The 24,432-nt window shown below is 39.4% G+C and carries 20 protein-coding genes; 15 read left to right on the forward strand and 5 right to left on the reverse strand.

The annotated features are described in order from the left end of the window. Positions 1-3 precede the first annotated feature (3 nt). The 14 genes from wecC (at position 4) to FTV13_RS07455 (ending at position 17,054) form a co-directional block, all read left to right on the forward strand. On the forward strand, positions 4-1,209 hold the full coding sequence (gene wecC / locus FTV13_RS07390) for a UDP-N-acetyl-D-mannosamine dehydrogenase (RefSeq protein WP_180011539.1): 1,206 nt from the start codon (positions 4-6) through the stop codon (positions 1,207-1,209). Next, a complete protein-coding gene (gene wecB / locus FTV13_RS07395) occupies positions 1,209-2,339 on the forward strand; it encodes a non-hydrolyzing UDP-N-acetylglucosamine 2-epimerase (protein WP_180011541.1) in 1,131 nt (376 codons plus the stop codon). The genes wecC and wecB overlap by 1 nt, the downstream gene beginning before the upstream one ends. A 417-nt stretch (positions 2,340-2,756) precedes the next feature. Continuing rightward, positions 2,757-3,797 (forward strand): hypothetical protein, encoded by a 1,041-nt coding sequence (locus FTV13_RS07400; protein WP_218946454.1) that lies wholly within the window; start codon positions 2,757-2,759, stop codon positions 3,795-3,797. A 14-nt stretch (positions 3,798-3,811) separates the two neighbouring features. After that, entirely contained in the window at positions 3,812-5,620 is a 1,809-nt protein-coding gene (locus FTV13_RS07405; RefSeq protein ID WP_180011543.1) for an alginate lyase family protein, read from the forward strand. Further along, positions 5,617-6,828 (forward strand): glycosyltransferase family 4 protein, encoded by a 1,212-nt coding sequence (locus tag FTV13_RS07410; RefSeq protein WP_180011545.1) that lies wholly within the window; start codon positions 5,617-5,619, stop codon positions 6,826-6,828. The genes FTV13_RS07405 and FTV13_RS07410 overlap by 4 nt, the downstream gene beginning before the upstream one ends. 4 nt (positions 6,829-6,832) lie before the next feature. Continuing rightward, positions 6,833-7,444 (forward strand): sugar transferase, encoded by a 612-nt coding sequence (locus tag FTV13_RS07415; protein ID WP_180011547.1) that lies wholly within the window; start codon positions 6,833-6,835, stop codon positions 7,442-7,444. Continuing rightward, positions 7,437-8,093: a NeuD/PglB/VioB family sugar acetyltransferase gene (locus tag FTV13_RS07420; RefSeq protein ID WP_180011550.1), complete on the forward strand. Its 657-nt coding sequence runs from the start codon at positions 7,437-7,439 to the stop codon at positions 8,091-8,093. The genes FTV13_RS07415 and FTV13_RS07420 overlap by 8 nt, the downstream gene beginning before the upstream one ends. A 31-nt stretch (positions 8,094-8,124) precedes the next feature. Then, positions 8,125-9,294: a DegT/DnrJ/EryC1/StrS aminotransferase family protein gene (locus FTV13_RS07425; RefSeq protein ID WP_180011552.1), complete on the forward strand. Its 1,170-nt coding sequence runs from the start codon at positions 8,125-8,127 to the stop codon at positions 9,292-9,294. Positions 9,295-9,429: 135 nt separating this feature from the next. After that, positions 9,430-11,304 (forward strand): nucleoside-diphosphate sugar epimerase/dehydratase, encoded by a 1,875-nt coding sequence (locus FTV13_RS07430; RefSeq protein ID WP_180011554.1) that lies wholly within the window; start codon positions 9,430-9,432, stop codon positions 11,302-11,304. A gap of 26 nt (positions 11,305-11,330) precedes the next feature. Continuing rightward, positions 11,331-12,206, forward strand: a complete 876-nt coding sequence (gene galU / locus FTV13_RS07435) for a UTP--glucose-1-phosphate uridylyltransferase GalU (RefSeq protein ID WP_180011556.1) — start codon at positions 11,331-11,333, stop codon at positions 12,204-12,206. A gap of 15 nt (positions 12,207-12,221) precedes the next feature. Beyond that, positions 12,222-13,478, forward strand: coding sequence for a nucleotide sugar dehydrogenase (locus FTV13_RS07440; protein ID WP_180011558.1), 1,257 nt, complete (start codon positions 12,222-12,224; stop codon positions 13,476-13,478). Beyond that, entirely contained in the window at positions 13,478-15,133 is a 1,656-nt protein-coding gene (gene pgi / locus FTV13_RS07445) for a glucose-6-phosphate isomerase (RefSeq protein ID WP_180011560.1), read from the forward strand. Before FTV13_RS07440 ends, pgi begins: the two co-directional genes overlap by 1 nt. A 22-nt stretch (positions 15,134-15,155) precedes the next feature. Then, a complete protein-coding gene (galE, locus tag FTV13_RS07450) occupies positions 15,156-16,172 on the forward strand; it encodes a UDP-glucose 4-epimerase GalE (protein ID WP_180011562.1) in 1,017 nt (338 codons plus the stop codon). A gap of 6 nt (positions 16,173-16,178) precedes the next feature. Then, entirely contained in the window at positions 16,179-17,054 is an 876-nt protein-coding gene (locus FTV13_RS07455; protein ID WP_180011565.1) for a beta-1,6-N-acetylglucosaminyltransferase, read from the forward strand. Positions 17,055-17,131: 77 nt separating this feature from the next. On the opposite strand, the gene FTV13_RS07460 is transcribed toward FTV13_RS07455, so the two are convergent. Then, on the reverse strand, positions 17,132-18,502 hold the full coding sequence (locus FTV13_RS07460; protein WP_180011567.1) for a phosphomannomutase CpsG: 1,371 nt from the start codon (positions 18,500-18,502) through the stop codon (positions 17,132-17,134). Positions 18,503-18,645: 143 nt separating this feature from the next. Between FTV13_RS07460 and FTV13_RS07465 the strand changes: the two genes are divergently transcribed. Continuing rightward, a complete protein-coding gene (locus FTV13_RS07465; protein ID WP_180011569.1) occupies positions 18,646-19,437 on the forward strand; it encodes an acyltransferase in 792 nt (263 codons plus the stop codon). A gap of 328 nt (positions 19,438-19,765) precedes the next feature. Here the strand turns inward: FTV13_RS07465 and glmS are convergent, their stop codons facing one another. From glmS to thiL, 4 genes are read right to left on the reverse strand one after another with little or no spacing between them, the layout of a single operon-like run. Continuing rightward, positions 19,766-21,604 (reverse strand): glutamine--fructose-6-phosphate transaminase (isomerizing), encoded by a 1,839-nt coding sequence (glmS, locus tag FTV13_RS07470; protein ID WP_180011571.1) that lies wholly within the window; start codon positions 21,602-21,604, stop codon positions 19,766-19,768. A gap of 12 nt (positions 21,605-21,616) precedes the next feature. Further along, a complete protein-coding gene (gene glmU, locus FTV13_RS07475; RefSeq protein ID WP_180011573.1) occupies positions 21,617-22,981 on the reverse strand; it encodes a bifunctional UDP-N-acetylglucosamine diphosphorylase/glucosamine-1-phosphate N-acetyltransferase GlmU in 1,365 nt (454 codons plus the stop codon). 20 nt (positions 22,982-23,001) lie between these two features. After that, positions 23,002-23,478 (reverse strand): phosphatidylglycerophosphatase A, encoded by a 477-nt coding sequence (locus tag FTV13_RS07480; protein ID WP_180011637.1) that lies wholly within the window; start codon positions 23,476-23,478, stop codon positions 23,002-23,004. Positions 23,479-23,500: 22 nt separating this feature from the next. Continuing rightward, positions 23,501-24,418, reverse strand: coding sequence for a thiamine-phosphate kinase (thiL, locus tag FTV13_RS07485; RefSeq protein ID WP_180011575.1), 918 nt, complete (start codon positions 24,416-24,418; stop codon positions 23,501-23,503). Between the last annotated feature and the right edge of the window lie 14 nt (positions 24,419-24,432).

Here is a 24,432-nt window from a genome sequence, read left to right on the forward strand (position 1 = left end):
CTAGTGAATCGTAAAGTTGTAACATTGGGGTTAGGATATATCGGTCTTCCTACTTCTGCATTAATTGCTACTCATGAAATATCAGTACATGGGGTCGATATATCTCAAAAAGTTGTAGATACAATCAATGCTGGAAAAATCCATATTGTGGAGCCGGATTTGGATTTGGCCGTAGCAAGTGCGGTTAAATCCGGTTTTTTAAAAGCAGATACAAAACCTGTTAAGGCGGATACCTATTTAGTGGTTGTACCAACACCCTTTAAAGGTAATCATGAGCCGGATATATCTTATATTCAAGTGGCTACAGAAAATATTTTACCTCTGTTAAAAGAAGGTGATTTATACATTATTGAATCGACCTCTCCGGTTGGTACCACAGAGTGTATGCGGGATTTTATTTATACACGCCGTCCAGAGTTAACTGACAAACTTTATATAGCTTACTGCCCAGAGCGTGTTTTACCTGGTAATGTTATGTATGAATTGGTTCATAATGACCGTGTTATAGGTGGTATCAATTCTGCTTCTACCGAAAAAGCAGTCGCTTTTTATAAGCAATTTGTCAAAGGTGAGTTGCATACAACCAATGCACGCACTGCAGAAATGTGTAAATTGACAGAAAACTCTTCTCGAGATGTCCAAATCGCATTTGCAAATGAATTATCTTTAATTTGTGATAAAGCTGACATTAACGTTTGGGAACTGATCCACCTTGCCAATAAGCATCCTCGCGTTAATATTCTTCAGCCTGGTAGTGGTGTGGGCGGACATTGCATTGCTGTTGACCCGTATTTTATTACTGCAGAATTTCCACGTGAAGCTCAAATTATTAGTAAAGCGCGTGAAATTAATAATTATAAAGCTTTTTGGTGTGCAGAAAAAATTGCCAACACCATTCGTGATTTTGAAGTGAAGCATAATAAGACACCATCTGTAGCTTTAATGGGCTTGGCTTTTAAACCAAATATTGATGATTTGCGCGAATCACCAGCGGTTTACATCACACAAAAAGTATTACAACAGGCTAAAGGAGAGACATATTTCATAGTTGAACCAAATGTTGAAGAGCATCCTTATTATAAAATTACCAAGCTAGAGGAAGCTATTGAGAAAGCGGATATTGTAGCTTTACTTGTCGCACATAATGAATTTAAAGATATTGCTATTAATGGCAAAGTGATTTTAGATTTCTGTGGGGTGATTAAATAATGAAGGTTCTGTCTGTATTTGGTACACGCCCTGAAGCGATTAAAATGGCCCCTTTGGTCAAAGCATTAGAAGCAGATGAGTTTTTTACTGCAAAAGTTGCAGTAACAGCTCAACATCGTGAGATGCTTGATCAAGTGTTGGAGCTTTTTGAAATAAAACCAGATTATGACCTAAACTTAATGAAGCCTGGTCAAGATTTATATGACGTAACTTCGGGTGTATTACTGGGATTACGTGATATTTTAAAAGATTTCCAACCTGATATTGTTTTAGTTCATGGGGATACAGCTACAACATTTGGTGCCTCATTAGCAGCTTTCTATCAACAAATTCCTATTGGACATGTTGAAGCAGGTTTACGTACTAACAATATGTATTCACCATGGCCAGAAGAAGCAAATCGTGTTTTAACTGGTCGCTTAGCACAATGGCATTTTGCACCTACTATACGTAATCAAAATGCATTGTTGGCAGAAAATATACCAAAATCACAGATTTTAGTTACAGGAAATACGGTGATTGATGCACTTCAAATGGTGGTAAAAAAGATTAAATCATCATCGGAGTTAACAGACCTTATTCACAATACATTAACTCAAGCTGGCCTCAGTTTAGATGTACTTGGAAAACGTTATGTGTTGGTAACAGGTCATCGTCGAGAAAATTTTGGAGGCGGTTTTGAAAATATTTGTGCAGCCCTAGCACAATTAGCGAAGCAGAACCCAGAAACACATTTTGTCTACCCTGTTCATTTAAATCCAAACGTCCAAGAACCAGTGAAACGTTTATTAGGTGGTTTAAATAATATTCATTTGATTGAGCCATTAGGCTATGAGCCTTTTGTCTATTTGATGCAGCATGCTTATCTTGTACTGACTGATAGTGGAGGGGTACAAGAAGAGGCTCCTGGTTTAGGTAAACCTGTTTTAGTAATGCGTGATACCACAGAGCGCCCTGAAGCTATAGATGCAGGTACTGTTCGATTAGTTGGAACAGATGTAAATACTATAATTACTGAAGTTCAAAATTTGATCGATGATGAGGCTGCTTATAAAATAATGTCTAAAGCCCACAATCCTTATGGTGATGGAAAGGCATGTGAAAAAATTTTAGCCTTCTTAAAACAGTAACCCTTATATCATTAATAAAGCATTAGAATTAGTTTTAATGCTTTACATTTTGAAGACGTAAATTATTTTTTCAACCAAATACATTGTTAATTTCTTACTTAAGCAAGAAGAATTATTTTATAAATTTTAATTCTTTAATAACTTGTTTTTGCTATTAGATATTATTCTACTAGCTTTTTTTCAAGATTAAAAACTAAGTTTTGGAAGACTAATTCTGTATTAAAATGCTTAGGAATTGAATTGTAAGTGTAATGGATATTTATAGGTTTAGAAAACTAAAAACAAGTGCTATTTTATCTTTAGTTCTCAGATATTTTTTTCAAGGTATAGTGTTTATGATAGTTTTATTTGTTAATTATGATTATCTTTTTGAGATTTCCTTTTTAAATAACATAAGTCTTTATTAGTTGATAAATTATGATTAAATATATATTAACTACTTCTTTATTTTTTAAGGAAGGTCCTTGTGGGCGAGTTAGTCATGCCAAAGGATTCGTTGAAGGCTTGTCCGATAATAATCATGAAGTTACTATTGTTAGTTATGGTGGTGTAGAAAATTTTGTAAAAAAAAATAAGCTTATAAGTTTTTTAACAGTTAATTGTTTTTTGGCTTTTTTTAAAGAAATTTTACTTTCTATTTTTTCTAGAGAAAAAATCATAATTCGTTGGCGCCCTATATTACCTTACCTATTTTTACCTTTTTTAATTTTTTATAAAAATATTTATTTTGAAGTGAATTCAATTACTGGGTTAGATTCTTCGAATAAGATCATTCACTATTTTGTTAAATTATCTATATTTTTGACTGCAAAGTTATCAAAAATAATTGTAGTATCTGAAAATTCAAAAAAACAAATTCTGTCTATTTCTCACGCTAAATCTATTTATGTCATGCCTAATGGCTTTTCTAGTGAATATTTAGATTTTTTTGAAGTTGACTATAAAAATAGTGAAAATGTAAACTTTGTATATTTCGGTAAGAAACAGGATTACTATGAGTGGGATGCAGTTTATAAGTTTTTTAAACATCATCCAGATTTAAAGTTCCACATATTTGGATTTAATGAAGATGTAAGTCTAGAAAATGTATTCTTTTATGGTCCTTTTAATCATGAAAATCTAATTCATTCATTAAATAATATTGTTAATCCTATATTGATAATTCATCCGGATGATTCTGAGTTGGCTAAGTCAGGTAGCCCTATGAAGTTATTTGAGTACGCTTACTTAAATATTCCTATGGTAGTTGGAGACTCATTATCTCATATAGATTCTAATTTTAATGAGTTTATTTATTATAAATCTGGTAGTTATGAAGATCTTGAAGAAAGTCTTCTAAAAGTAGCAAAAAATTATGAGTTGTTTTTTGCTAAATCCCAGACTTTAAAGAATAAAGTTAAAGAAACCTATTCATGGAGAAGTATTATCAAAAAATGGATAGATAATGATTTTAAATAAGCTTTGAGTTTAGTATGAATAAATTAACATTTATATCCACAGCACTTAGCTTAGGAGTGCATAATTTATTAAGAGTTATGTACTACCGTATTGGGGTTAAAACTGGTTTAAACCCTGTGCAGAAAATTGCTGCACAGATGCCTTCAGGCTCTTTTTTTGCACACACTCAAAAGCAAGAAACAGTGTTTGAGCCTTCATATCAGCTTACAGCTTTTGGCTGGAAGTCTTATGCCATAGGTCAGTATCCCAACTGGTTTTATAGCCCTTTAACAGGGGCTAATTTTACCAATACTTCAAAATCCTGGTTTGAAATTCCTGACTTTGATGCCAATGTCGGTGATATTAAAGGCATTTGGGAGGCATCCCGTTTTGACTGGCTCCTTCACTTTGTTTTAAAACATCATGCAAGTCATAATCAAGCTGAATTGGCTCAGCTTGATCAATGGCTGAATAATTGGTGTGAGAATAATTCTGCATACCTCGGCCCCAATTGGAAATGCGGTCAGGAAGCATCTATCCGTGTAATGCATTTGATCAGCGCGTTAATTGGTTTGGAGCAATTGGAGTCACCATCGCAAAATGTGCTGGCGCTTATAGAAATTCATTTAAAGCGGATTGCTCCTACGATTGATTATGCGATTGCGCAAGATAACAATCATGGAACTTCAGAAGCGGCCGCCTTATTTATCGGTGGATCTTTACTGAATAGCCTAAATCCATCCAAGCGATATAAAAAATGGTCAAAGATGGGGCGTAAATGGCTAGAAAATCGTGCGTCTAAGTTGATTATGGCTGATGGAGGATTCAGTCAGTATTCAGTCAATTACCACCGTATAATGCTGGATTCTTACTGTTTAAGTGAAATTATCAGAAGAAAACTTAAACTGCCTGAGTTTTCCGCTTTTACGTACAGTCAATTGCATAAAGCTGCTGATTGGCTGTTTGTCTTGACACAGGAAAATGGCGATGTGCCAAATTTGGGCGCCAATGATGGCGCAAAATTGCTGCCTGTGTCGAATACAGACTATCGTGATTTCAGGCCGAGTGTGCAGCTGGCAAGTACTTTATTTGCTGGGCAGAGCTATTACACAGAAGCGGGCAGCTATGATCAGCCCTTAATATTCTTTGGTTTAGATAAAATACATCAGCCCGCTTTTGTTTCGCCGAATAAAAATAAATTCTTTAAGTCCAGCGGTTTAATTTCCGCTGAGAATAATAAATTTTTTATTGCTTTCAAACTGCCAGTATTCAAATTCAGGCCTAGCCAATGTGATGCTTTGCATTTGGATGTGTGGTGTAATGGCCAAAATATACTTAGAGACGGCGGTACATACAGTTATAACTCTACTGCTGAAGATCTAGATTATTTTAGCGGTCCTGCTAGCCACAATACTGTTCAGTTTGACGGGCATTTGCAAATGCCAAGATTAAGCCGGTTTTTATTTGGTGCATGGCTAAAGCCTGAAAATTTAAATTATCAGAAAGACCAGTTTTCTTGTGGCTATCAAGATAATTGGGGTTGTAAACATCAAAGAAATATTGTTTTAAAAAATAAAGATATTGTGGTTACAGATCAGGTTTCAGGTTTTAAAGATCAGGCAGTTTTACGTTGGCGCTTACAGCCTGGTAAATGGGAACTCAATGATAAAAAAATTTGTAATGGTGCGATTTCAATTGAAATTAAAACAGATAACGAGGTGGAGATAGTTCTTTCTTCGGGATTTGAGTCTCGTTATTACTATCAGAAAACCGTTTTACCTGTACTAGAGGTGAAGGTAAAACAGTCCTCAACCATAATCACAGTAATTAAAGATCTTTCATGAAAATTCTATATTTCCACCAACATTTTTCTACACCCAAAGGATCAGCAGGTATCCGCTCCTATGCTATGGCGCAGTCGCTGATTCGCAATGGCCATCAAGTAACGATGGTATGCGGTTCCTTTGGCGCTGGCCAGACTGGCTTAACACAGCCCTTTGATAAAGGCGTGCGTAAAGGAAATGTAGATGGCATTGATATTATTGAATTTGAATTGCCTTACTCAAATAGTTTAAGTTTTTTAAAGCGGATTTTGATTTTCCTTAGTTTCGCTTTTAAATCGATCAAAGTAGCTTTTACTGAACAATATGATGTGCTATTTGCGACGACCACACCTCTCACTGCGGGTATTCCTGGAATTTTTGCAAAATGGCTTAGACGCAAGCCCTTTATATTTGAAGTCCGCGATTTATGGCCCGAATTGCCTAAAGCGATGGGAGTCATTAAAAATCCGATCGTTTTATGGATGATGTCTGTTCTAGAGTGGTTGTCTTATCATTCAGCAGACCGCTTGATTGGTCTATCTCCAGGGATTGTGGAAGGTATTGTAAAACGCGGTATTGATCCACAAAAAGTGGCTTCTATTCCAAATGGCTGTGATTTAGATATTTTTGCCCAAGAGCATCAGCCATGGCGTCCAGAAAATGTGAAAGAAATGGATTTGATGGCAATCTTCACTGGTACCCATGGTTTGGCAAATGGTCTGGATGCTGTCATTGATGTGGCTGTTGAGTTGCGGAAAAGAAACCGGGATGACATAAAATTAGTTCTAGTGGGTGATGGTATGCAGAAGAAGCCCTTAATGGCTCGTGCCCAACAATTAGAATTAACAAATGTTGTTTTTCATGACCCAGTGAATAAAACTAAATTAGCTGGCTTAATGGCAAGTGCAGATATTGGGTTACAAATTTTAGCGAATGTTCCAGCATTTTATTATGGCACGTCCCCGAATAAGTTCTTCGATTATATTGCAGCAGGCTTACCTGTATTAAATAACTATCCTGGCTGGTTAGCGGAATTAATTCAACAAAAACATTGTGGTTTTGCTGTACCACCTGAAAATCCTCAAGCTTTTGCCGATGCGTTGGAATATGCGGCAGATCATCGTGATGAGCTTGTGGTTATGGGTGAAAATGCACAGAATTTAGCTCGCTCTCAGTTTAACCGTCAGGAACTTTCACAAAAGTTTGCTGAGTGGGTAGCGCAAGGATAATATAATGCTAAAACGCCTCCTCGATATTATTATTGCCTCTATTGCCCTGATTCTACTGTCACCGTTGTATTTTTATGTGGCACATAAAGTGAAAAAAAATCTAGGTTCGCCGGTGTTGTTTCGTCAGGTGCGTCCCGGTTTACATGGCAAACCTTTTGAGATGATCAAGTTCCGAACCATGAAAGATGCGGTAGATGAACAAGGCAATCCATTACCGGACAGTGAACGTCTAACGGCTTTTGGTCAGATGCTGCGCTCTACTAGTCTAGATGAAATGCCAGAATTGTGGAATGTAATTAAAGGCGATATGAGTATTGTTGGTCCACGTCCATTACTGATGGAATACCTGCCACTTTATAATGCCGAACAAGCTAAACGTCACAATGTGCGTCCAGGTATGACCGGTCACGCGCAGGTCAATGGCCGCAATGCGATTAGTTGGGAAGAAAAGTTTAAGCTAGATACCTGGTATGTTGAAAATCAATCAATTTGGCTTGATTTTAAAATTATGCTGAAGACAGTAAAAAAAGTTATTGCTAAAGATGATATTAATGAAGCTGGTGAAGTGACAATGACAAAATTTACTGGCACTAAGACGGATCATCATCATGACTGAAATCTATGCAATTTATGGTGCATCTGGGTGTGGCCGTAGTTTAATGCCAGTAGCACGTGAACAGCTAGAGCGTGATAATATTCAAGCTGAAATTTATTTTATTGATGATAGTTTAACTGAAAAAATTACAATTAATGGCCATGTGGCTTTGAATTATGAAGCTTTTAAAGAATTAAAAGCTGATAAAAAATTCGCTTTAATTGCGATTGCCAATAGTCAAATTCGTGAAAAAATTGCGATAAAACTTGAACAAGATGCAATTGAGCGATGGACTGTTCAGGCAGATAATGTGGTGCTTATGGATGAGGTCGAAATTTCTCCAGGCGCTGCATTAAGCCCATTTGTTACGATTACTTCTAATATCAAAATTGGGAAGTGTTTCCACGCTAATTTATATAGCTATGTAGAACATGATTGTGTAATTGGCGACTATGTTACTTTTGCTCCTGGAGTAAAATGCAACGGCAATATTCATATTCAAGATCATGCTTATATTGGTGCAGGTGCTGTTATTAAGCAAGGCATACCAGACAAACCTTTAGTGATTGGTAAGGGCGCAGTAGTGGGAATGGGCGCAGTAGTGACTAAAAGTGTGCCACCAGGCGTGACAGTAGTTGGCAATCCGGCACGTATTTTAGAGAAAAAATAAGTTTTTAAAGTTTTGAAAATTAGGAAGTATCATGTTAAACACTGCATTTGAACCATGGCCAAGTTTTACTCAGGAAGAAGCGGATGCGGTTTCCCAGGTTTTGTTGTCTAATAAAGTCAACTACTGGACCGGACAGGAATGCCGTGAATTTGAAAAAGAATTTGCTCAATTTGCTGGCACACAATATGCAGTAGCATTGGCGAATGGTACCGTAGCTTTGGATGTAGCCTTGAAAGCCTTGGGAATCGGTGCGGGTGATGATGTGATTGTGACTTCACGTACTTTCCTTGCATCTGCTAGTTCCATTGTGACTGCTGGGGCAAATCCGATTTTCGCCGATGTGGAAATGGACTCGCAAAATATCTCACGTCGTACGATTGAAGCAGTTTTAACGCCTAATACCAAAGCGATTATTTGTGTGCATCTCGCTGGCTGGATGTGTGATATGGACCCAATCATGCAATTGGCTGAAGAAAAAGGCCTGTATGTGATTGAGGACTGTGCCCAAGCCCATGGTGCCATGTATAAAGGAAAATCTGCAGGTTCAATCGGTCACATTGGTGCCTGGTCATTTTGTCAGGATAAAATCATGACCACTGGTGGTGAAGGAGGAATGGTCACTACCAATGATGAAAACTTATGGAAAAAAATGTGGTCTTATAAAGATCATGGTAAAAACTTTGACAGTATTTATAATAAACAGCATCCACCGGGATTCCGCTGGTTACATGACTCTTTTGGTACGAACTGGCGCATGATGGAAATGCAGGCTGTGATCGGGCGTATCCAACTGAAAAAGATGTCCGAATGGACAGTACAGCGTAATGCAAATATGGAAAAAATTTTTGCTGCATTTGCAGATAGCCCATATTTTACAGTTCATCGCCCATCAGATGATTATGTACATGCTGCCTATAAATGCTATGTACAAGTCAATACTGATGCTTTACCAGAAGGCTGGTCACGTGACCGAATCATGACTGAAATTAATGCCGAAGGTGTACCATGCTTTAGTGGGTCTTGTTCAGAAGTTTACTTAGAGCATGCTTTTGATGATACGCCATGGCGTCCAAAAGAGCGTTTAAGGAATGCTCAAAAACTGGGTGAAACCAGCCTAATGTTCCTCGTGCATCCAACGTTAACAGAAAATAATATTCAAACAACTAAAGATGTTATTCAGCAGGTGATTAGTCGCATATAATTCTCTAGGATTCAATCATGTAAAGTGTATCTTTATAGGTACACTTTAAACATTTATCCAAGTTTTTACCTCAATTCTCTCTAATATTTAATATGAGGTAAAAACTTATAAATAATTATTGAGAAGACACAGCAAGTGAAATCTATCATTCTACCTTTAGTTGAATCTCCACGTGCGGCTAAACAGACATTTCTCGTTATTTTAGACTTCTGCATATTTCCCGTCCTGATCTGGCTTTGCTATGCCATTCGTCAATTCGATCTGGGTGCAGAAGTCGTTCCCAATATTCCTTTTGGTACAGTTTGGGTCAGTGCCATTGCTGTATTGGCTTTATTTGTTTGTGGTGTTTATCGTTTTATTGTTCGTACTTTTAATGAATTTTTTATTGTCAAATTAGGGCTGGCCACTGTTCTGACAGTCATTGGTTTGTATTTGCTTGCGTATGCCACCCATGCATTCATTCCTACTTCTATTCCTTTAATGTTTGGCTTCATGATGTTTGCCTGGGTCTGGTTTAGTCGAGGATTGATCCGCTTTATTGTTCGTTCATATCTATATGCCGGAGTATCGAAAAAACGAATTGCGATTTATGGGGCAGGTTATGCAGGACAGCAGGTTGCAGCAACTTTAAATCGTTCTAATGAGCATTTACCAGTCATGTTTATTGATGATAATCCTTCATTGAGCGGTCAGAATATTGGAGGGATTCAAGTTTATTCACCAGAAACTGCATTAAAATCTTTTACTAAACTTCGTATTGATGAAATTCTGATTGCCCTTCCTTCAGTAGGTCGTATCCGTAAAAGTGAAATTGTAAAATTCTTAGAACCTGCACATTTAAAAATTACTGAAATTCCAGGGCTGACTAAACTGGTCAATGGTGAAATTCGAGTTTCTGATATTCAGGAAGTTGATATTATTGACCTATTAGGGCGTGATCCAGTTCCCCCTGTAGCGGAGTTACTAGAAAAAAATATTAAAGATAAAGTCGTGATGGTTACAGGGGCAGGGGGCTCCATTGGTTCAGAGCTATGCCGTCAAATTATTAAAAATCAACCGGTAAAACTTATTATCTATGAGCTGACAGAGTTTGCTTTATATAGTATTGATAAAGAGTTACGTCTTAGTGCCAGCTGTGAAATTATTCCGATTCTAGGTTCGGTAGTGGATGAAAGTAAACTGGAACGGGTCATTGAGCAATATGGCGTTCAAACCGTCTATCATGCTGCTGCTTATAAACATGTTCCTTTAGTAGAATGTAATCCATTGGCTGGCTTAAAAAATAATGCTATAGGGACGGCCTTTAGTGTTAATGCTGCAGTGAAAAAAGGGGTCGAGACCTTTGTACTGATTTCGACTGACAAAGCGGTACGTCCGACCAATGTCATGGGTGCGACCAAACGTATGGCAGAGCTTTATTGTCAGGCCATGGCGGAAGCACAGAATCAAACCCAAATTAGTATTGTACGTTTCGGGAATGTCTTAGGTTCATCGGGTTCAGTCGTTCCATTATTTAAACAGCAGATAGCTAAAGGTGGGCCTATCACCGTCACTGATCCTGAAGTGACACGTTTCTTTATGACGATTCCTGAAGCTTCGCAGTTAGTAATCCAGGCAGGAGCTTTAGGCACAGGTGGAGATGTATTCCTGCTCGATATGGGTGAACCGGTAAGAATCCAGGACCTTGCTCGTCAAATGATTTCACTGAGTGGCTTAAAGGTGAAAGACAGTCAAAATCCCGATGGTGACATTGAAATTCAATATACAGGACTGCGTCCAGGCGAAAAACTGTATGAAGAGCTGTTAATTGACCAGGAAAATACAGAGATTACTTCACATAAGCGAATTTTAAGATCAGTAGAAAAGCATTATCCTTTAGCTGAAATTCTGGAAGTATTTAATCGTATGCATGTGCTGACAGCGACTCAGAGTGATGTGGACTGGGCGTTAATGCAGCTTGAACATTATGTCGATGGTTATCAGCGTGGTCAGGAAATTAAAGTAAATTAAAGTTGGAAATAATTAGGTTGAATAACATGATTAAAAAGGCAATTCTCCCTGTCGCAGGACTTGGCACACGTTTTTTACCAGCCAGCAAATCCATTCCCAAAGAAATGGTGACGGTAGTTGACCGTCCAGCCATTGAATATGTGGTAAAAGAAGCAATTGCAGCTGGAATTGAACAAATTATTCTGGTGACGCATTCTTCCAAAGCATCGATTGAAAATTACTTTGACCGTAATTTTGAACTTGAAACTACACTTGAGCAAAAAAATAAAACCGATTTGCTTAAAGAAATTACTGAAATTTTACCTCCTCATGTTAGTGTGATTAGCGTACGTCAGCCACAGCCTTTAGGCCTTGGCCATGCCGTGCTTTGTGCTAAGGCTGTGATTGGTGACGAAGATTTTGCTGTCCTGTTACCAGATGTTCTGGTTAAGGATCAAGATACTCAAAATGACCTGTCTCGTATGATTCAACGTTATGAACAGTCTCGTGCATCACAAATCATGGTTGAAGCAGTTCCTGATCATCTGGTTGATCAATATGGGATTGTGGATGTTTCAGCTTCGCCTGCAGAAGGTGAAAGTACGGTGATGCAAGGTATTGTGGAAAAGCCAGCGATTGGTACGGCACCGTCAAATTTATCAGTAGTAGGCCGTTATATCCTTCCGGCAAAGATTATGCATTTACTGGAGCAGACACCGAAAGGTGCAGGCAATGAAATCCAGTTGACTGATGCGATTGCGCTATTGCAGCAAACAGAGATTGTCGAAGCTTATCGGATGAAGGGTCAGACCTTTGATTGTGGTAGCAAGCTTGGTTATCTTAAGGCTGTATTACATTATGGCGTAGATCATCCTAAACTCGGTGCAGAGTTTAAAGCATTGATTCAGGAACTGGCCTTATAATAAAAAAGGGATACTATGAAAGTCGCAGTATTAGGAAAAACCTTATTCTCGGGGGTTATTTCAGCCCTTTTAGCTGAATGTGGCCATCAGGTCGTATGGTGTAATAGTTTTAATACTGATGAGCCTGCACGGACATATTTCCAAGATGAATCTTTACAGTTATTGCTACAAAAACAGCAGGAGTTAGGATTCTTAAACTGTTGTGATTTTCAGCATCTGACCTTTAATCAGGATGTCTTTTTCTTCAGTTTTAATGCGACGGAAGAGCAACTGGCATTTCAGATGTTAAATACCATTCATCATGCCTGCTTTGCGCACCCTAAACTGATGATTAATGCATCCACCTTTGGTTTGCATGGTACAGCGCGATTCCAGCAGCTTTTACCAAATGATGACTGGGTCTATCTTCCAGATATTATTCAGGAAGGGAATGCTATTCGCAGTTTCGTTCAAGCCACTCAACTGATTGTGGGTTGCGATCAGCCAGATGTACAGCTCAAAGTTAGAGAGCTGTTACGTCCCTTGTTCCCTCGTGCCCAGCAATATCTGTTTATGCCTATTCTGGATGCAGAATTTACCAAGCTGAGTATTTCCGGCATGTTGGCTACCCGGATCAGTTATATGAATGATCTGGCAAGTGTCGCTGAAAAACTGGGAATTGATATTGAGCAAGTCCGTCAGGGTATGGCGGCAGATAATCGTATTGGTTCAGCTTATTTATTTCCAGGGGTGGGCTTTGGTGGAGAAAACTTTTCTCATGATATCCGGACGCTGACTCACGCCGTGGCGGACTCTGGGGTAAAAAACCAGTTACTGGAACAGGTTTGGGATATCAATGAGCAACAGAAAGAGTTGTTATTCCGTAAGCTATGGAATTATTTCCGTGGAGACCTACATGGGAAAACAGTCGCCATCTGGGGAGCTGCATTTAAAGAAAATACCCCAAGTATCCAGCAATCTCCGGTACATGCTATGTTGGCAGCATTGTGGGCGCAAGGTGCAACAGTGAAACTGCACGATCCACAGGCTTTGACCAATATTGAACAGATTTATGGTCAACGTAGCGATTTAATTTTATGTGAAGACCAGTATCAGGCTGTAGAAGATGCAGATGCGTTGTGTTTAATCACGGCCTGGAAACAGTATGGTAGCCCAGATTATGCTTATCTCAGCAAGTTGATGCAGCATCCTTTGATTCTGGATGGACGTAATCTCTATGACCCTGCTTATATCAAGTCACGCGGTTTTAACTATATTGGGGTGGGACGTTGATGTTAGACCAGCTTAAATCAGACCAGAATAGCAATAATGCTTATAAAAAGCTAAATTCTGTAAAAGAACAATTGAAATCGATCCATTTACGCCAACTCTTTGCAGCAGATCCTGAACGGTTTAACCAATACTCGGTACAATTTGAGGAGGTAGTTTTTGACTATAGCAAACATAGAGTCAATCATGATGCTGTGCAGCATCTGATTGAGTGGGCAGAGACACAAAATCTAAGATCCTGGATCGGGTCTTTATTTTCCACTCAGACGATTAACTATACTGAACAACGTGCAGCTATGCACTGGGCCTTACGTTTGCCGAAAGAGGACCAGCAGCATGAAGAACTGGCAGCTGAAGTTCATGCTCAGCTAGATCGTATGTATGCTTTGGTCGAGCAGATTCATGCCGGACAACGCCGTGGCGCTACCGGTGAAGTCATTCAAGATGTAGTGAATATCGGGGTGGGGGGATCTGACTTAGGACCATTAATGGTTAGTCATGCGCTCTCGGATTTCAAATATCAATCTGCCAAACCTTTGAATGTGCATTTTGTTTCGACGATGGATGGTAGCCAGCTATCTGAATTGCTGCATCAGTTACGTCCGGAAACCACGCTTTTTATTATTTCTTCCAAGTCATTTGGAACGATTGATACCTTATCCAATGCTCAAACAGTGCGTTTATGGCTGGAAAAATCTTTAGGCCAGCATCCTTCTATTGTGAAGCATCATTTTATTGGGGTATCCACTAAACCTGAAAAAATGACAGCCTGGGGAATTGCACCCGAAAATCAGCTGTTGTTATGGGATTGGGTCGGTGGGCGTTATTCTCTCTGGTCGTGTATTGGTTTGCCGATTGCACTCAGTATTGGAGTGGACGGTTTTAAACAACTGCTTGCTGGTGCTTATGCCGTGGATCAGCATTTCCAGTACAAGCCTCTGGAACAGAATATTCCAGTATTAATGGGCTTACTGGGTGCCTGGAATACGAATTTTCTGGATATTCAGACCCATGCCATCTTGCCTTATGATGGACGTCTGAAATATTTTGCATCTTATTTGCAGCAGCTGGAAATGGAGTCTAATGGTAAATCCATCCAGCGCAATGGTGAAAAAGTTCAGCTCGACACTTGTCCAATTATTTGGGGCGAAGTTGGACCAAACGCCCAACATGCCTTCTACCAGCTGTTACATCAAGGTACTCAAGCAGTCAGCTGCGATTTTATCGCCCCAGTGAAGCGTTATAACAGTCAACAATATACCTACGTCGATAATGCTGATGCTTTGATCGAACAGCATCATTTGGCTTTATCTAACTGTCTGGCACAATCACGATTATTGGCATTTGGTAATGATGCCTTGGATCAGACTGAATTGCAGGGCTTGCCAGCCTATAAACAATATGAGGGTAATCAACCGAGCAGCACTATTTTATTACAGGAATTAAATCCTTATAGTCTGGGAATGCTGATTGCCTTGTATGAGCATAAAGTTTTTGTGCAGTCGGTGCTTTGGAATATTAATCCATTTGACCAATGGGGCGTAGAAAAAGGTAAGGAAATTGCCAATCAGTTATTGCCTATACTGAATGGTGAGCAAACTGATATTAGCGGTTTAGATGGTTCAACCCAGGGTTTGATTAAAATCCTGACAGCTTGATTAAAATTATAACAGGAAAGACATGGCTAAAATTTTAGTGACGGGTGGAGCAGGGTATATTGGTTCACATACCTGCTTGGAACTATTAAATACGGGGCATGACGTCGTAGTATTGGATAATTTATCTAATAGCTCGGTTGAGTCTTTAAATCGTGTCCAGCGGTTGGCTCAAAAAAGCCTGAAATTTGTAGAAGGTGATATTCGGAACAGTCAGATCCTAGACCGAATATTCCAGGAAAATACCATTGATGCGGTGATTCATTTTGCTGGCTTAAAAGCAGTTGGTGAGAGCCAGCAAATCCCTCTTAAATATTTTGAAAATAATATTTCCGGTTCAATTAGCCTGGTACAGGCCATGGAGCGTGCTGGAGTCTTCTGTCTGGTCTTCAGTTCTTCAGCCACTGTCTATGGGGAGCTCAACCCTTCACCTTATCAGGAAGATATGCCTCTAGGCATGCCAACCAATAACTATGGCTACACCAAAATGGTGGTTGAACAGTTATTGGAGAAGACCGCTCAAGCCAATTCACAGTGGTCGATTGCCTTATTGCGCTATTTTAATCCGGTAGGTGCACATAAAAGTGGCCAGATCGGAGAAGATCCACAAGGTATCCCGAATAATCTGATGCCATTTGTCACACAGGTGGCGGTAGGGCGACGTGAAAAGTTGTCAATCTTTGGTCATGATTATCCGACTGAAGATGGGACATGTGAGCGGGATTTCATTCATGTTGTCGATCTGGCCAAAGCACATGTATTGGCGATTCAGAATCGTTTGCAACAAACGGGTTGTCGTGCCTGGAATATCGGTACAGGAAAGCCTATTTCAGTACTGGCAATCAAGAATACCTTTGAGCAAGTAAATGGAATAAATATTGCATTTGAATATGCACCAAGGCGAGCTGGTGATTTGGCCAGCTTCTATGCAGATAGCCGCCGTGCGACAGAGGAACTTGGATGGACGGCAGCTTATACTCTCGAGGATATGCTAGCTGATAGTTGGAACTGGCAAAAGCAGAATCCCCATGGATATGGATAATAAAATATGAATTTTATTTATGGGATTATGTGTCATCAATTGACTAATCCACTTGTTTATCTTGTAAATGAGCTGATTAAAAGTCCTCATAGTAAAATTTTAATTCATGTAGATAAAAAATCAGATCTTGATCATATAAAAAAATCGTTACCAAGCAGCTCACAAATAGAATTTTTGAAAGAAAGAGTGGATGTAGATTGGGGTGGCTATACTCAAATTGAGGCCACTCTAAAACTTTTAAATTATGCTAACCAATTTGATTACAGGTATTTTTCTTTATTGTCTGGTGATGATATTCCTTTAATGCCTATTGAAAGTATAGAAAAATATCTTTTAAGCAGTGATCAGGAATATATCGGTTATGAACTTCAAGCAAATCCGAGAAGCCGGATTAAATATTTATACCCAGATTTCTTTTTTATTAAAGAAAAATCAATTTCAGAGAAAATTAAATGCAAACTAATTATTCTTTTACATAGACTTGGTTTCTATACTCAAAATATAGAAGGATTGCCAAAACTATATAAAGGATCTTTATGGTTTATATTAAGCTATCAGGCGGTTCAATATATTTTAGACTTTATAAAAAATAATAAAGGCTATGATTTAGCCTTTAGAAAATCACTGTGTGCCGATGAAGTTTATTTCCATACCATTATTCAGAATTCATATTTACAGGAAAGAATTTACCATCCAGAAGATGAGGAACAAGTATCTGAAGGGGGATTAAGATATATCGACTGGATGTCAGGACCAGATTATCCCAAAATTTTAGATGAGTCTGATTTTGATAAGATGAAGCAATCAGGCATGTTATTTGCCAGAAAAGTGAAGGCAAATATCGATATAGATCTGCTCAAACAATATTTTCAATATTCATAATAAAAAGCCCTCTTCAAAATGGACAGTTCATCTAATCTGAAGGGGGACTTTTCTAAAGTTTTTTCTAATACGTAGAATTATCCCTGAATTAACTGAGTGAGTTCATCTACATAAGCCTGCATTGGACGAGGGTTCTGGTCACGACGGCTTTCAATATTTAAACGTAACAAAGGTTCAGTATTGGAAGCACGAACGTTAAAGCGCCACGCGCCAAAGTTCAGACTGACACCATCTGTCTGATCGATTTCAGGTTGCTGGTCGGCATAATGATCAAAGATTTTTTGGATCGTCGCCTGAGTATCTGCGACTTTAAAGTTGATTTCACCCGAACAAGGGAATTTGGCAATCATCTCTTCAACAAGGGAAGATAGTGATTTTCCGGTTTCAGATAAAACCGCGATGGCAAGCAACCATGGAATCATGCCACTATCACAATAAGCGAAGTCACGGAAATAGTGATGAGCACTCATTTCACCACCATAGGCCGCGTTGTGCTCACGCATGACATCCTTAATAAAAGCATGCCCTGATTTCGACTGAATAGCTGTTCCTTGATATTGTTCGACAATATCGAAAGTATTCCAGACCAGACGTGGATCATGCACAATTTTTTCGCCAGCTTGTTTTAGCAAGAAAGCCTGTGCCAGTAGACCGACAATATAATAGCCTTCAATAAACTGACCTTTTTCATCAAACAGAAAACAACGGTCAAAATCCCCATCCCAAGCAATGCCCATGTCAGCTGAATGTTTAATTACAGCATCACGTGTACTGGCACGATTTTCAATCAGAATCGGGTTAGGAATGCCATTCGGGAAATTACCATCTGCCTCATGATGAATCTTAATAAATTCGACTGGAATATTGAGTTCTTTAAATTTAATCTCAATTGCATCAATCACGTGACCTGCTGCACCATTACCCGCATTCACCACCAGCTTCATTGGTCGGATTTTTGCTGGATCAATATAACTCATCAGGTGATCAACAAATTCAGGCAGGATATTATATTTTTTTGTCGTCCCCTTACTTGTAACTTCAGCGAATTCATTATTTTCAGCCAGTGCCTGAATATCTTTAAGGCCGGTATCTGCGCTAATTGGACGGGAATTTTCACGGACCAGTTTCATTCCATTATAATCCATCGGGTTATGACTGGCAGTAATTTCAATGCCACCCTGAACATCCAGATGAAATGCACCAAAGTAAACTTCTTCAGTGCCGGTCATGCCCAAATCGAGGACATCAACACCTGCATCATTTAAACCACGAATAGTCGCCTGTTTTAAGTCTTCACTGCTAAGGCGTACATCACAGCCAACTACAACGGTTTTGGGTTGATAAATCTGTCCATAGGCACGACCAATGCGGTAGGCGATATCTTCATTTAATTCGGTACCTAACTTGCCGCGAATATCATAAGCTTTGAAACAAGAAAGTTTTTTCATAATTTATTATTTAAGAGTACAATTGAAGAATATATTCTAACCCAAATAAAGATTTTTACCATTCAGCTGGTTACATAATATTAAAATAATGTTTCATTTGAAAAATAAAGTATTGTATTAGAAAAATTATAAGGACGAAAAATATGTCTAATAATAAATTATATTCAATTAATATATTGAGATTTATTGCTGCAAGTTTTGTCTTGCTCAGTCATATAGAAAATAAAGTTCATCAGTATAATATCCTGTCTTTAGAGTGGTATCGATTTAGAGGGCCAGGTGTAGATATTTTCTTTGTGATGTCCGGGTTCATTATCTGTTTAACGACAGCTAAAAAAAATATAACCCCTGTAAAATTTTTAAAAGGGCGTATGCAAAGAATATTGCCTCTGTATTGGTTTTTTACCACTGTGGCTCTTTGTATTTTTTTATATAACCCCGACCTTATTAATATGAGTGGTGGATATACCAATATTATAGCTTCTTATTTATTAATTCCAGGGGAGCATAAGTTCCTTGTTCAAAATGGCTGGACCCTAAGCTATGATGTTTATTTCTATATCATTTTTGCTTTATCTCTCTATTTTTTTAGAAATAAGATAAATTATATTGCATTAATAGCAGTATTGACTTTTTTACCTGCTGTAGGAATATTGGTATTAAATTTAGATAAAGTATTCTTTTTTAATGTGATTCTTTTAGAGTATGCCTTGGGTATTTGTGCATATCTCATTTATATAGAATGCAATTTAAACTTTGTGCTGAATATTATTCTGATTCTATTGGGAACTGCATTTATTTTCTTTCAGAATATATTTAATGTGTTTGAAACTGGATTTGGTCGTGCTTTGGACAGAGGAGTGCCAGCCTTTTTATGTGTGGTTGGTGTGATTGGTTTGGAAAGCTTTTTTAAAACCATTATCATAAATTTGTAAATATTTTAGATAGATTAGGGAACACGTCTTATTCTATTTATCTGAGTCACCCATTCATACTGGTTATAGGAACAAAGTTATATATAAGCTATTACTTTTTTCAGAATCTTAATTTTGCTTTATTTTTATATGTGATCTGTATTTTTATTGGATACTATGTAAATAAATTTATTGAAGTCCCTTTAAATAGGACAGTTAAGAATTCATTTAAATCAAATTCTATATGGATATTAAAGATTAAACTATTTATTCAGAATTTAAGAAATATATAGTTAACCTGTTATATGAGAGTAGTCAATATCCTCATATAACAGGCTAATTTTATGAATTATTCAACTGTTACTGATTTTGCCAGATTACGTGGCTGGTCAACATCAGTACCACGCAGGACTGCCACATGGTAAGACAGTAGCTGTACTGGAATACAATAAACAATTGGCGCTAAAACAGCGTTTACTTCAGGAATATGCACGACATGCTGGCGCTCTTTGGCTTTAATGCCGCTATTTTCATCAGCGAAGACAAATAATTCACCACCACGTGCCTGAACTTCTTCCATATTGGATTTCAGTTTATCCAGCATGTCATCTTGCGGTGCTAGAATTACTACTGGCATGTCATTATCCACCAGTGCCAATGGACCGTGCTTCAGCTCACCCGCCGCATAACCTTCTGCATGAATATAAGAAATTTCTTTCAACTTTAGTGCACCTTCCAGTGCGATCGGGAAGTGTGTACCACGGCCTAGGAACAGACAATGCTGTTTCTCTACAAAGAGTTCAGAGAGACGCAGAATTTCATCATCATGACTTAAAGTATCTAGCAGTACCTTAGGCATATGCCATAGTCCAGTCGTGATCTCAGTCATCTGTTCAGCTGAAATGGCATTTTTCACTGTACCGATTTTCAGTACCAGTAACATCAAAGCTGCGAGCTGGGTGGTAAAGGCTTTGGTCGAAGCCACACCAATTTCAGGACCCGCTAAAGTCAGCAGGCTGTAATCTGTTTCACGTACCATTGAAGAAGTTGCAACATTACAAATCGTCATCGTCGTAATATTTACACCTTTTGATGTAGCACGTTTTTGGGTATCACGCAGAGCAGCTAAGGTATCGGCTGTTTCACCTGACTGAGAAATACACACATAGAGTGTATTATTGACAATCACTGGCGTACGGTAGCGGAATTCACTGGCAATCTCGACCTGACAAGGCAGATCAATCAGCTGTTCAAACCAGTATTTGGCAATCATGCCGGCATGGTAACTGGTACCACAGGCAATAATCTGGATTTGCTGGATTGTTGAAAAATCCTGTTCAGCATTTACCAGAAAATCTTCACGCAAGGTATTGTCATTCAAGGCTTGTGAAATAGTCTGTTTTAGGGCTTCAGGTTGCTCATAGATTTCTTTGAGCATGTAGTGCTTATATTCACCCTTAGAAGCATTGCTCACGGTGGCATCCAGTTCTTTGACTGGGCGATCTACCAGTTGACCATCCACAAATACTTCAATGGTAGTACGGGTCAGACGTGCAATATCACCTTCTTCAAGATAGATAAAGCGATTCGTGATTGGTAATAAAGCCAATTGGTCAGAACTGATAAAGTTCTCGCCAATACCGACACCGATGACCAGTGGTGAACCTTCACGTACGGTAATCAGTTCATCTGGATGATCTGTATGTACGATCCCGAGCGCATAAGCACCTTTCAGCTGTGGTACGACCTGACGTACTGCTTCAAGCAGGCTAGGGGTAGATTTCAGTGCATCGTTGACCAGATGGGCAACCACTTCAGTATCAGTTTGTGAAGTGAATACATAGCCTAAAGCTTCAAGATCATCTTTCAGCTCCTGGTAGTTTTCAATAATCCCGTTATGAACCACAGCAACATTACCCGAAATATGGGGATGAGCATTGTTTTCAGTCGGTTTACCATGAGTTGCCCAGCGTGTATGCGCAATGCCTAATGAACCATTAATCTGTGATTCATTCACAGCTTGCTCAAGATTCGCGACTTTACCCACACGGCGCTCACGTAGCACCTGGCTATTATTGATTAAGGCCAGACCCGCAGAGTCATAGCCACGGTATTCAAGACGTTTTAGGCCTTCAATTAAGATATTGCTGATATTACGTTCCGCGATGCCACCGACGATACCACACATACTAACTTCCTCTTATTTCTTGATTTTTTGCGGACGCTGATAGTTTTCTTTGGCAAATTGCTTGGAACGTTCTACCGCTAAACTGTTCTCTGCCACATCACGGGTAATCGTTGAACCCGCTCCCACTGTCGCGCCATTACCGATCTGGACCGGTGCAACCAGAGAGCTGTTAGAACCAATAAAAGCATGATCCCCAATGATGGTCTTAAATTTGTTGGCACCGTCATAGTTGCAGGTAATTGTTCCTGCACCAATATTGGAACCGCTTCCAACTTCAGCATCACCTAAGTAAGTGAAGTGATTCGCTTTGGAGCCTAGACCAATACTAGAATTTTTCACTTCAACAAAGTTGCCAATATGGACTTCAGCTGCCAGTTTTGCCCCTGGACGCAAGCGTGCAAATGGACCAATCTGTGCTTCTTCACCCACAATTGCCTGATCAAAGATGCTATATGGCTGAACTTTAGTACCTGCAGCAATCTTGGTATTTTTAATTACGCAGCCTGTACCAATTTCAACATTATCACCGAGTTCGCACTCACCTTCGATAATGACATTGATATCGATCCGCACATCTTTACCAACAGTGAGTTGACCACGTAAGTCAAAACGGCTTGGGTCAATGAGATGGACGCCTTGCTGCATCAGCTGTTTTGCCTGATAAGCCTGGAACTGACGTTCTAAAGCTGCCAGTTGTACACGGTCATTAACGCCTTCCACTTCAAAAGCCAGCTCAGGTTCTACAGATGCAACACTCATACCATCTGCTAAGGCCATTGCCACGATATCGGTCAGGTAATATTCACCTTGTGCATTGTCATTGCTTAAACGTGGAAGCCATTCATGTAATTTGGTATTACTGACCGCATAAATACCGGTATTAATTTCTTTAATTTGGCGCTGTTCTTCAGAAGCATCTTTATGTTCAACAATGGCTTGAATCTGCCCATCTTTACGCACAATACGACCATAACCACTGGCATCAGCAAGGGTTAATGTCACCAAGCCAATGCCTTGCTCTTGAGTAGCATCAAGCAGATTCTGAAGCGTCTGCTGGCTAATACAAGGGACATCACCCGACAGGATTAGTGAAATACCATCTTTAGGCAAAACAGGTAGTGTCATTTGTACGGCATGACCGGTACCAAGCTGTTCAGCCTGCTCTACCCACCGGATATCCTGGTCTGCAAATGCGGACTGAACCTGCTCACCGCCATGACCATAAATGGTAATAATATTGTCTGCATTGAGTTTTTTTGCTGTGTCGACCACATGGCCGAGTAAAGGTCGTCCTGCAAGCGGTTGTAATACTTTCGGTAAGTTGGAACGCATACGGGTTCCTTTACCTGCAGCAAGAATAATCACAGTCGTAGACATGTTCTAATCCTAGATATGGCTTAAGCCATCGTGAAGTAAAAATAAATCCAAATACAAAGTGCTGCCCAGAGGCCAGCGATAATGTCATCCAGCATGATGCCAAAACCACCCCCAACCTGACGGTCAATGACTCGAATCGGCCAAGGTTTCCAGACATCAAATAATCGGAACAGGGCAAAGCCAATGAGTAGCCATAACCAGTTCATCTGACCTAAATAGATCAGTGGCAAAAAGGTGATGGATTGTCCTGCAAACTCATCCCAGACAATGCGTCCATCATCATGTACACCCATGACCTTGGCAGTTTGGCCACAGATATATATGCCAATCAGGGACATGATGACAATGGCAAAAAGACTGTTTAGAAAACCTAAGTAGAGCCAGATGGGTACAAATAAGAGTGCAAAAGCTGAACCAAAAGTTCCGGGCGCTTTAGGTGTCAGACCAGAACCAAATCCTACCCCACTAAAGACAATGAGCCGGTTGGTCCATGACATGCTTTTAAAATTGATCGCAGGTTTATGCAAAATGTTGATATCCGTTAAATTGAAGTGAATGATCTACGCCATCTTTTTCAAAAGTTAAACCGTGTTGCTGCTGAATGGAGCCAATTATACTAATCGAAACATCCAGCTGTTTTTGCAATAATTTTTCATAATTTTGCGGGTTTATTGTAAAGCATAACTCGTAGTCATCACCACCCGCGAGGGCGTATTGCCAACGCTGTTCATCATTTAATGCCTGCAGGGCAGGACTGATGGGTAAGTTTTCAAGCGCTAGCTTTGCACCTATACCTGATGCCTTAAGAATATGTCCTAAATCTTGTGCCAGACCGTCTGAAACATCAATCATGCTATTAGCTAGGCCTTTTAAGGCAGTACCCAACTGACAGCGTGGGGTTGGATAATCCAAACGTTGCTGTAATGGGTGACCGAGATGATTTAAAGCAAAAGCAGCATCACCCACTGTACCGGATACACAAATCAGATCACCAGGCTTGGCACCTGAACGGGGTACAGCTTTACCAATCTCTACCCAACCCAGCGCAGTCACAGATAAGGTCAAATGAGGGCTTTGTGTGGTATCACCACCAATTAAACTCACACCAAATTGATCGCAGCAATCATAGAGACCCTGACTAAAAGCTTTTAGCCAGTCATGATCAATTTGGGGTAGGCTCAAGGCAAGTAAAATGCTATGCGGGGTCGCGCCCATGGCTGCAATATCAGAAAGATTAACAGCGACAGATTTCCAGCCAATCGCATGAGGATCGGTGTCTAAAGGAAAATGACGTCCAGCAACGAGGGTGTCGGCACAGATGACCAGTTGTTGCTGTGGAGGAGGGGTGAGCAAGGCTGAGTCATCGCCAATGCCTAAATCGACAGAATTTTTATTCTGACGATTGAAATAGGTATCGATAATCGAAAACTCAGCCATATAACAATTCGACT

The organism is Acinetobacter sp. YH12235, assembly GCF_013417705.1.
Lineage (GTDB): Bacteria > Pseudomonadota > Gammaproteobacteria > Pseudomonadales > Moraxellaceae > Acinetobacter.

What these genes read in the sequence shown, in the direction of transcription:
- FTV13_RS07410 (WP_180011545.1), top strand. Translation starts at nt 5,617, where the DNA reads ATGAAAATTCTATATTTCCACCAACATTTTTCTACACCCAAAGGATCA.
- FTV13_RS07460 (WP_180011567.1), bottom strand. Translation starts at nt 18,502, where the DNA reads ATGAAAAAACTTTCTTGTTTCAAAGCTTATGATATTCGCGGCAAGTTA.
- FTV13_RS07465 (WP_180011569.1), top strand. Translation starts at nt 18,646, where the DNA reads ATGTCTAATAATAAATTATATTCAATTAATATATTGAGATTTATTGCT.
- FTV13_RS07405 (WP_180011543.1), top strand. Translation starts at nt 3,812, where the DNA reads ATGAATAAATTAACATTTATATCCACAGCACTTAGCTTAGGAGTGCAT.
- FTV13_RS07480 (WP_180011637.1), bottom strand. Translation starts at nt 23,478, where the DNA reads ATGTCATGGACCAACCGGCTCATTGTCTTTAGTGGGGTAGGATTTGGT.
- FTV13_RS07400 (WP_218946454.1), top strand. Translation starts at nt 2,757, where the DNA reads ATGATTAAATATATATTAACTACTTCTTTATTTTTTAAGGAAGGTCCT.
- pgi (WP_180011560.1), top strand. Translation starts at nt 13,478, where the DNA reads ATGTTAGACCAGCTTAAATCAGACCAGAATAGCAATAATGCTTATAAA.
- FTV13_RS07425 (WP_180011552.1), top strand. Translation starts at nt 8,125, where the DNA reads ATGTTAAACACTGCATTTGAACCATGGCCAAGTTTTACTCAGGAAGAA.
- wecB (WP_180011541.1), top strand. Translation starts at nt 1,209, where the DNA reads ATGAAGGTTCTGTCTGTATTTGGTACACGCCCTGAAGCGATTAAAATG.
- FTV13_RS07415 (WP_180011547.1), top strand. Translation starts at nt 6,833, where the DNA reads ATGCTAAAACGCCTCCTCGATATTATTATTGCCTCTATTGCCCTGATT.
- galE (WP_180011562.1), top strand. Translation starts at nt 15,156, where the DNA reads ATGGCTAAAATTTTAGTGACGGGTGGAGCAGGGTATATTGGTTCACAT.
- FTV13_RS07455 (WP_180011565.1), top strand. Translation starts at nt 16,179, where the DNA reads ATGAATTTTATTTATGGGATTATGTGTCATCAATTGACTAATCCACTT.
- glmS (WP_180011571.1), bottom strand. Translation starts at nt 21,604, where the DNA reads ATGTGTGGTATCGTCGGTGGCATCGCGGAACGTAATATCAGCAATATC.
- glmU (WP_180011573.1), bottom strand. Translation starts at nt 22,981, where the DNA reads ATGTCTACGACTGTGATTATTCTTGCTGCAGGTAAAGGAACCCGTATG.
- FTV13_RS07440 (WP_180011558.1), top strand. Translation starts at nt 12,222, where the DNA reads ATGAAAGTCGCAGTATTAGGAAAAACCTTATTCTCGGGGGTTATTTCA.
- galU (WP_180011556.1), top strand. Translation starts at nt 11,331, where the DNA reads ATGATTAAAAAGGCAATTCTCCCTGTCGCAGGACTTGGCACACGTTTT.
- thiL (WP_180011575.1), bottom strand. Translation starts at nt 24,418, where the DNA reads ATGGCTGAGTTTTCGATTATCGATACCTATTTCAATCGTCAGAATAAA.
- FTV13_RS07420 (WP_180011550.1), top strand. Translation starts at nt 7,437, where the DNA reads ATGACTGAAATCTATGCAATTTATGGTGCATCTGGGTGTGGCCGTAGT.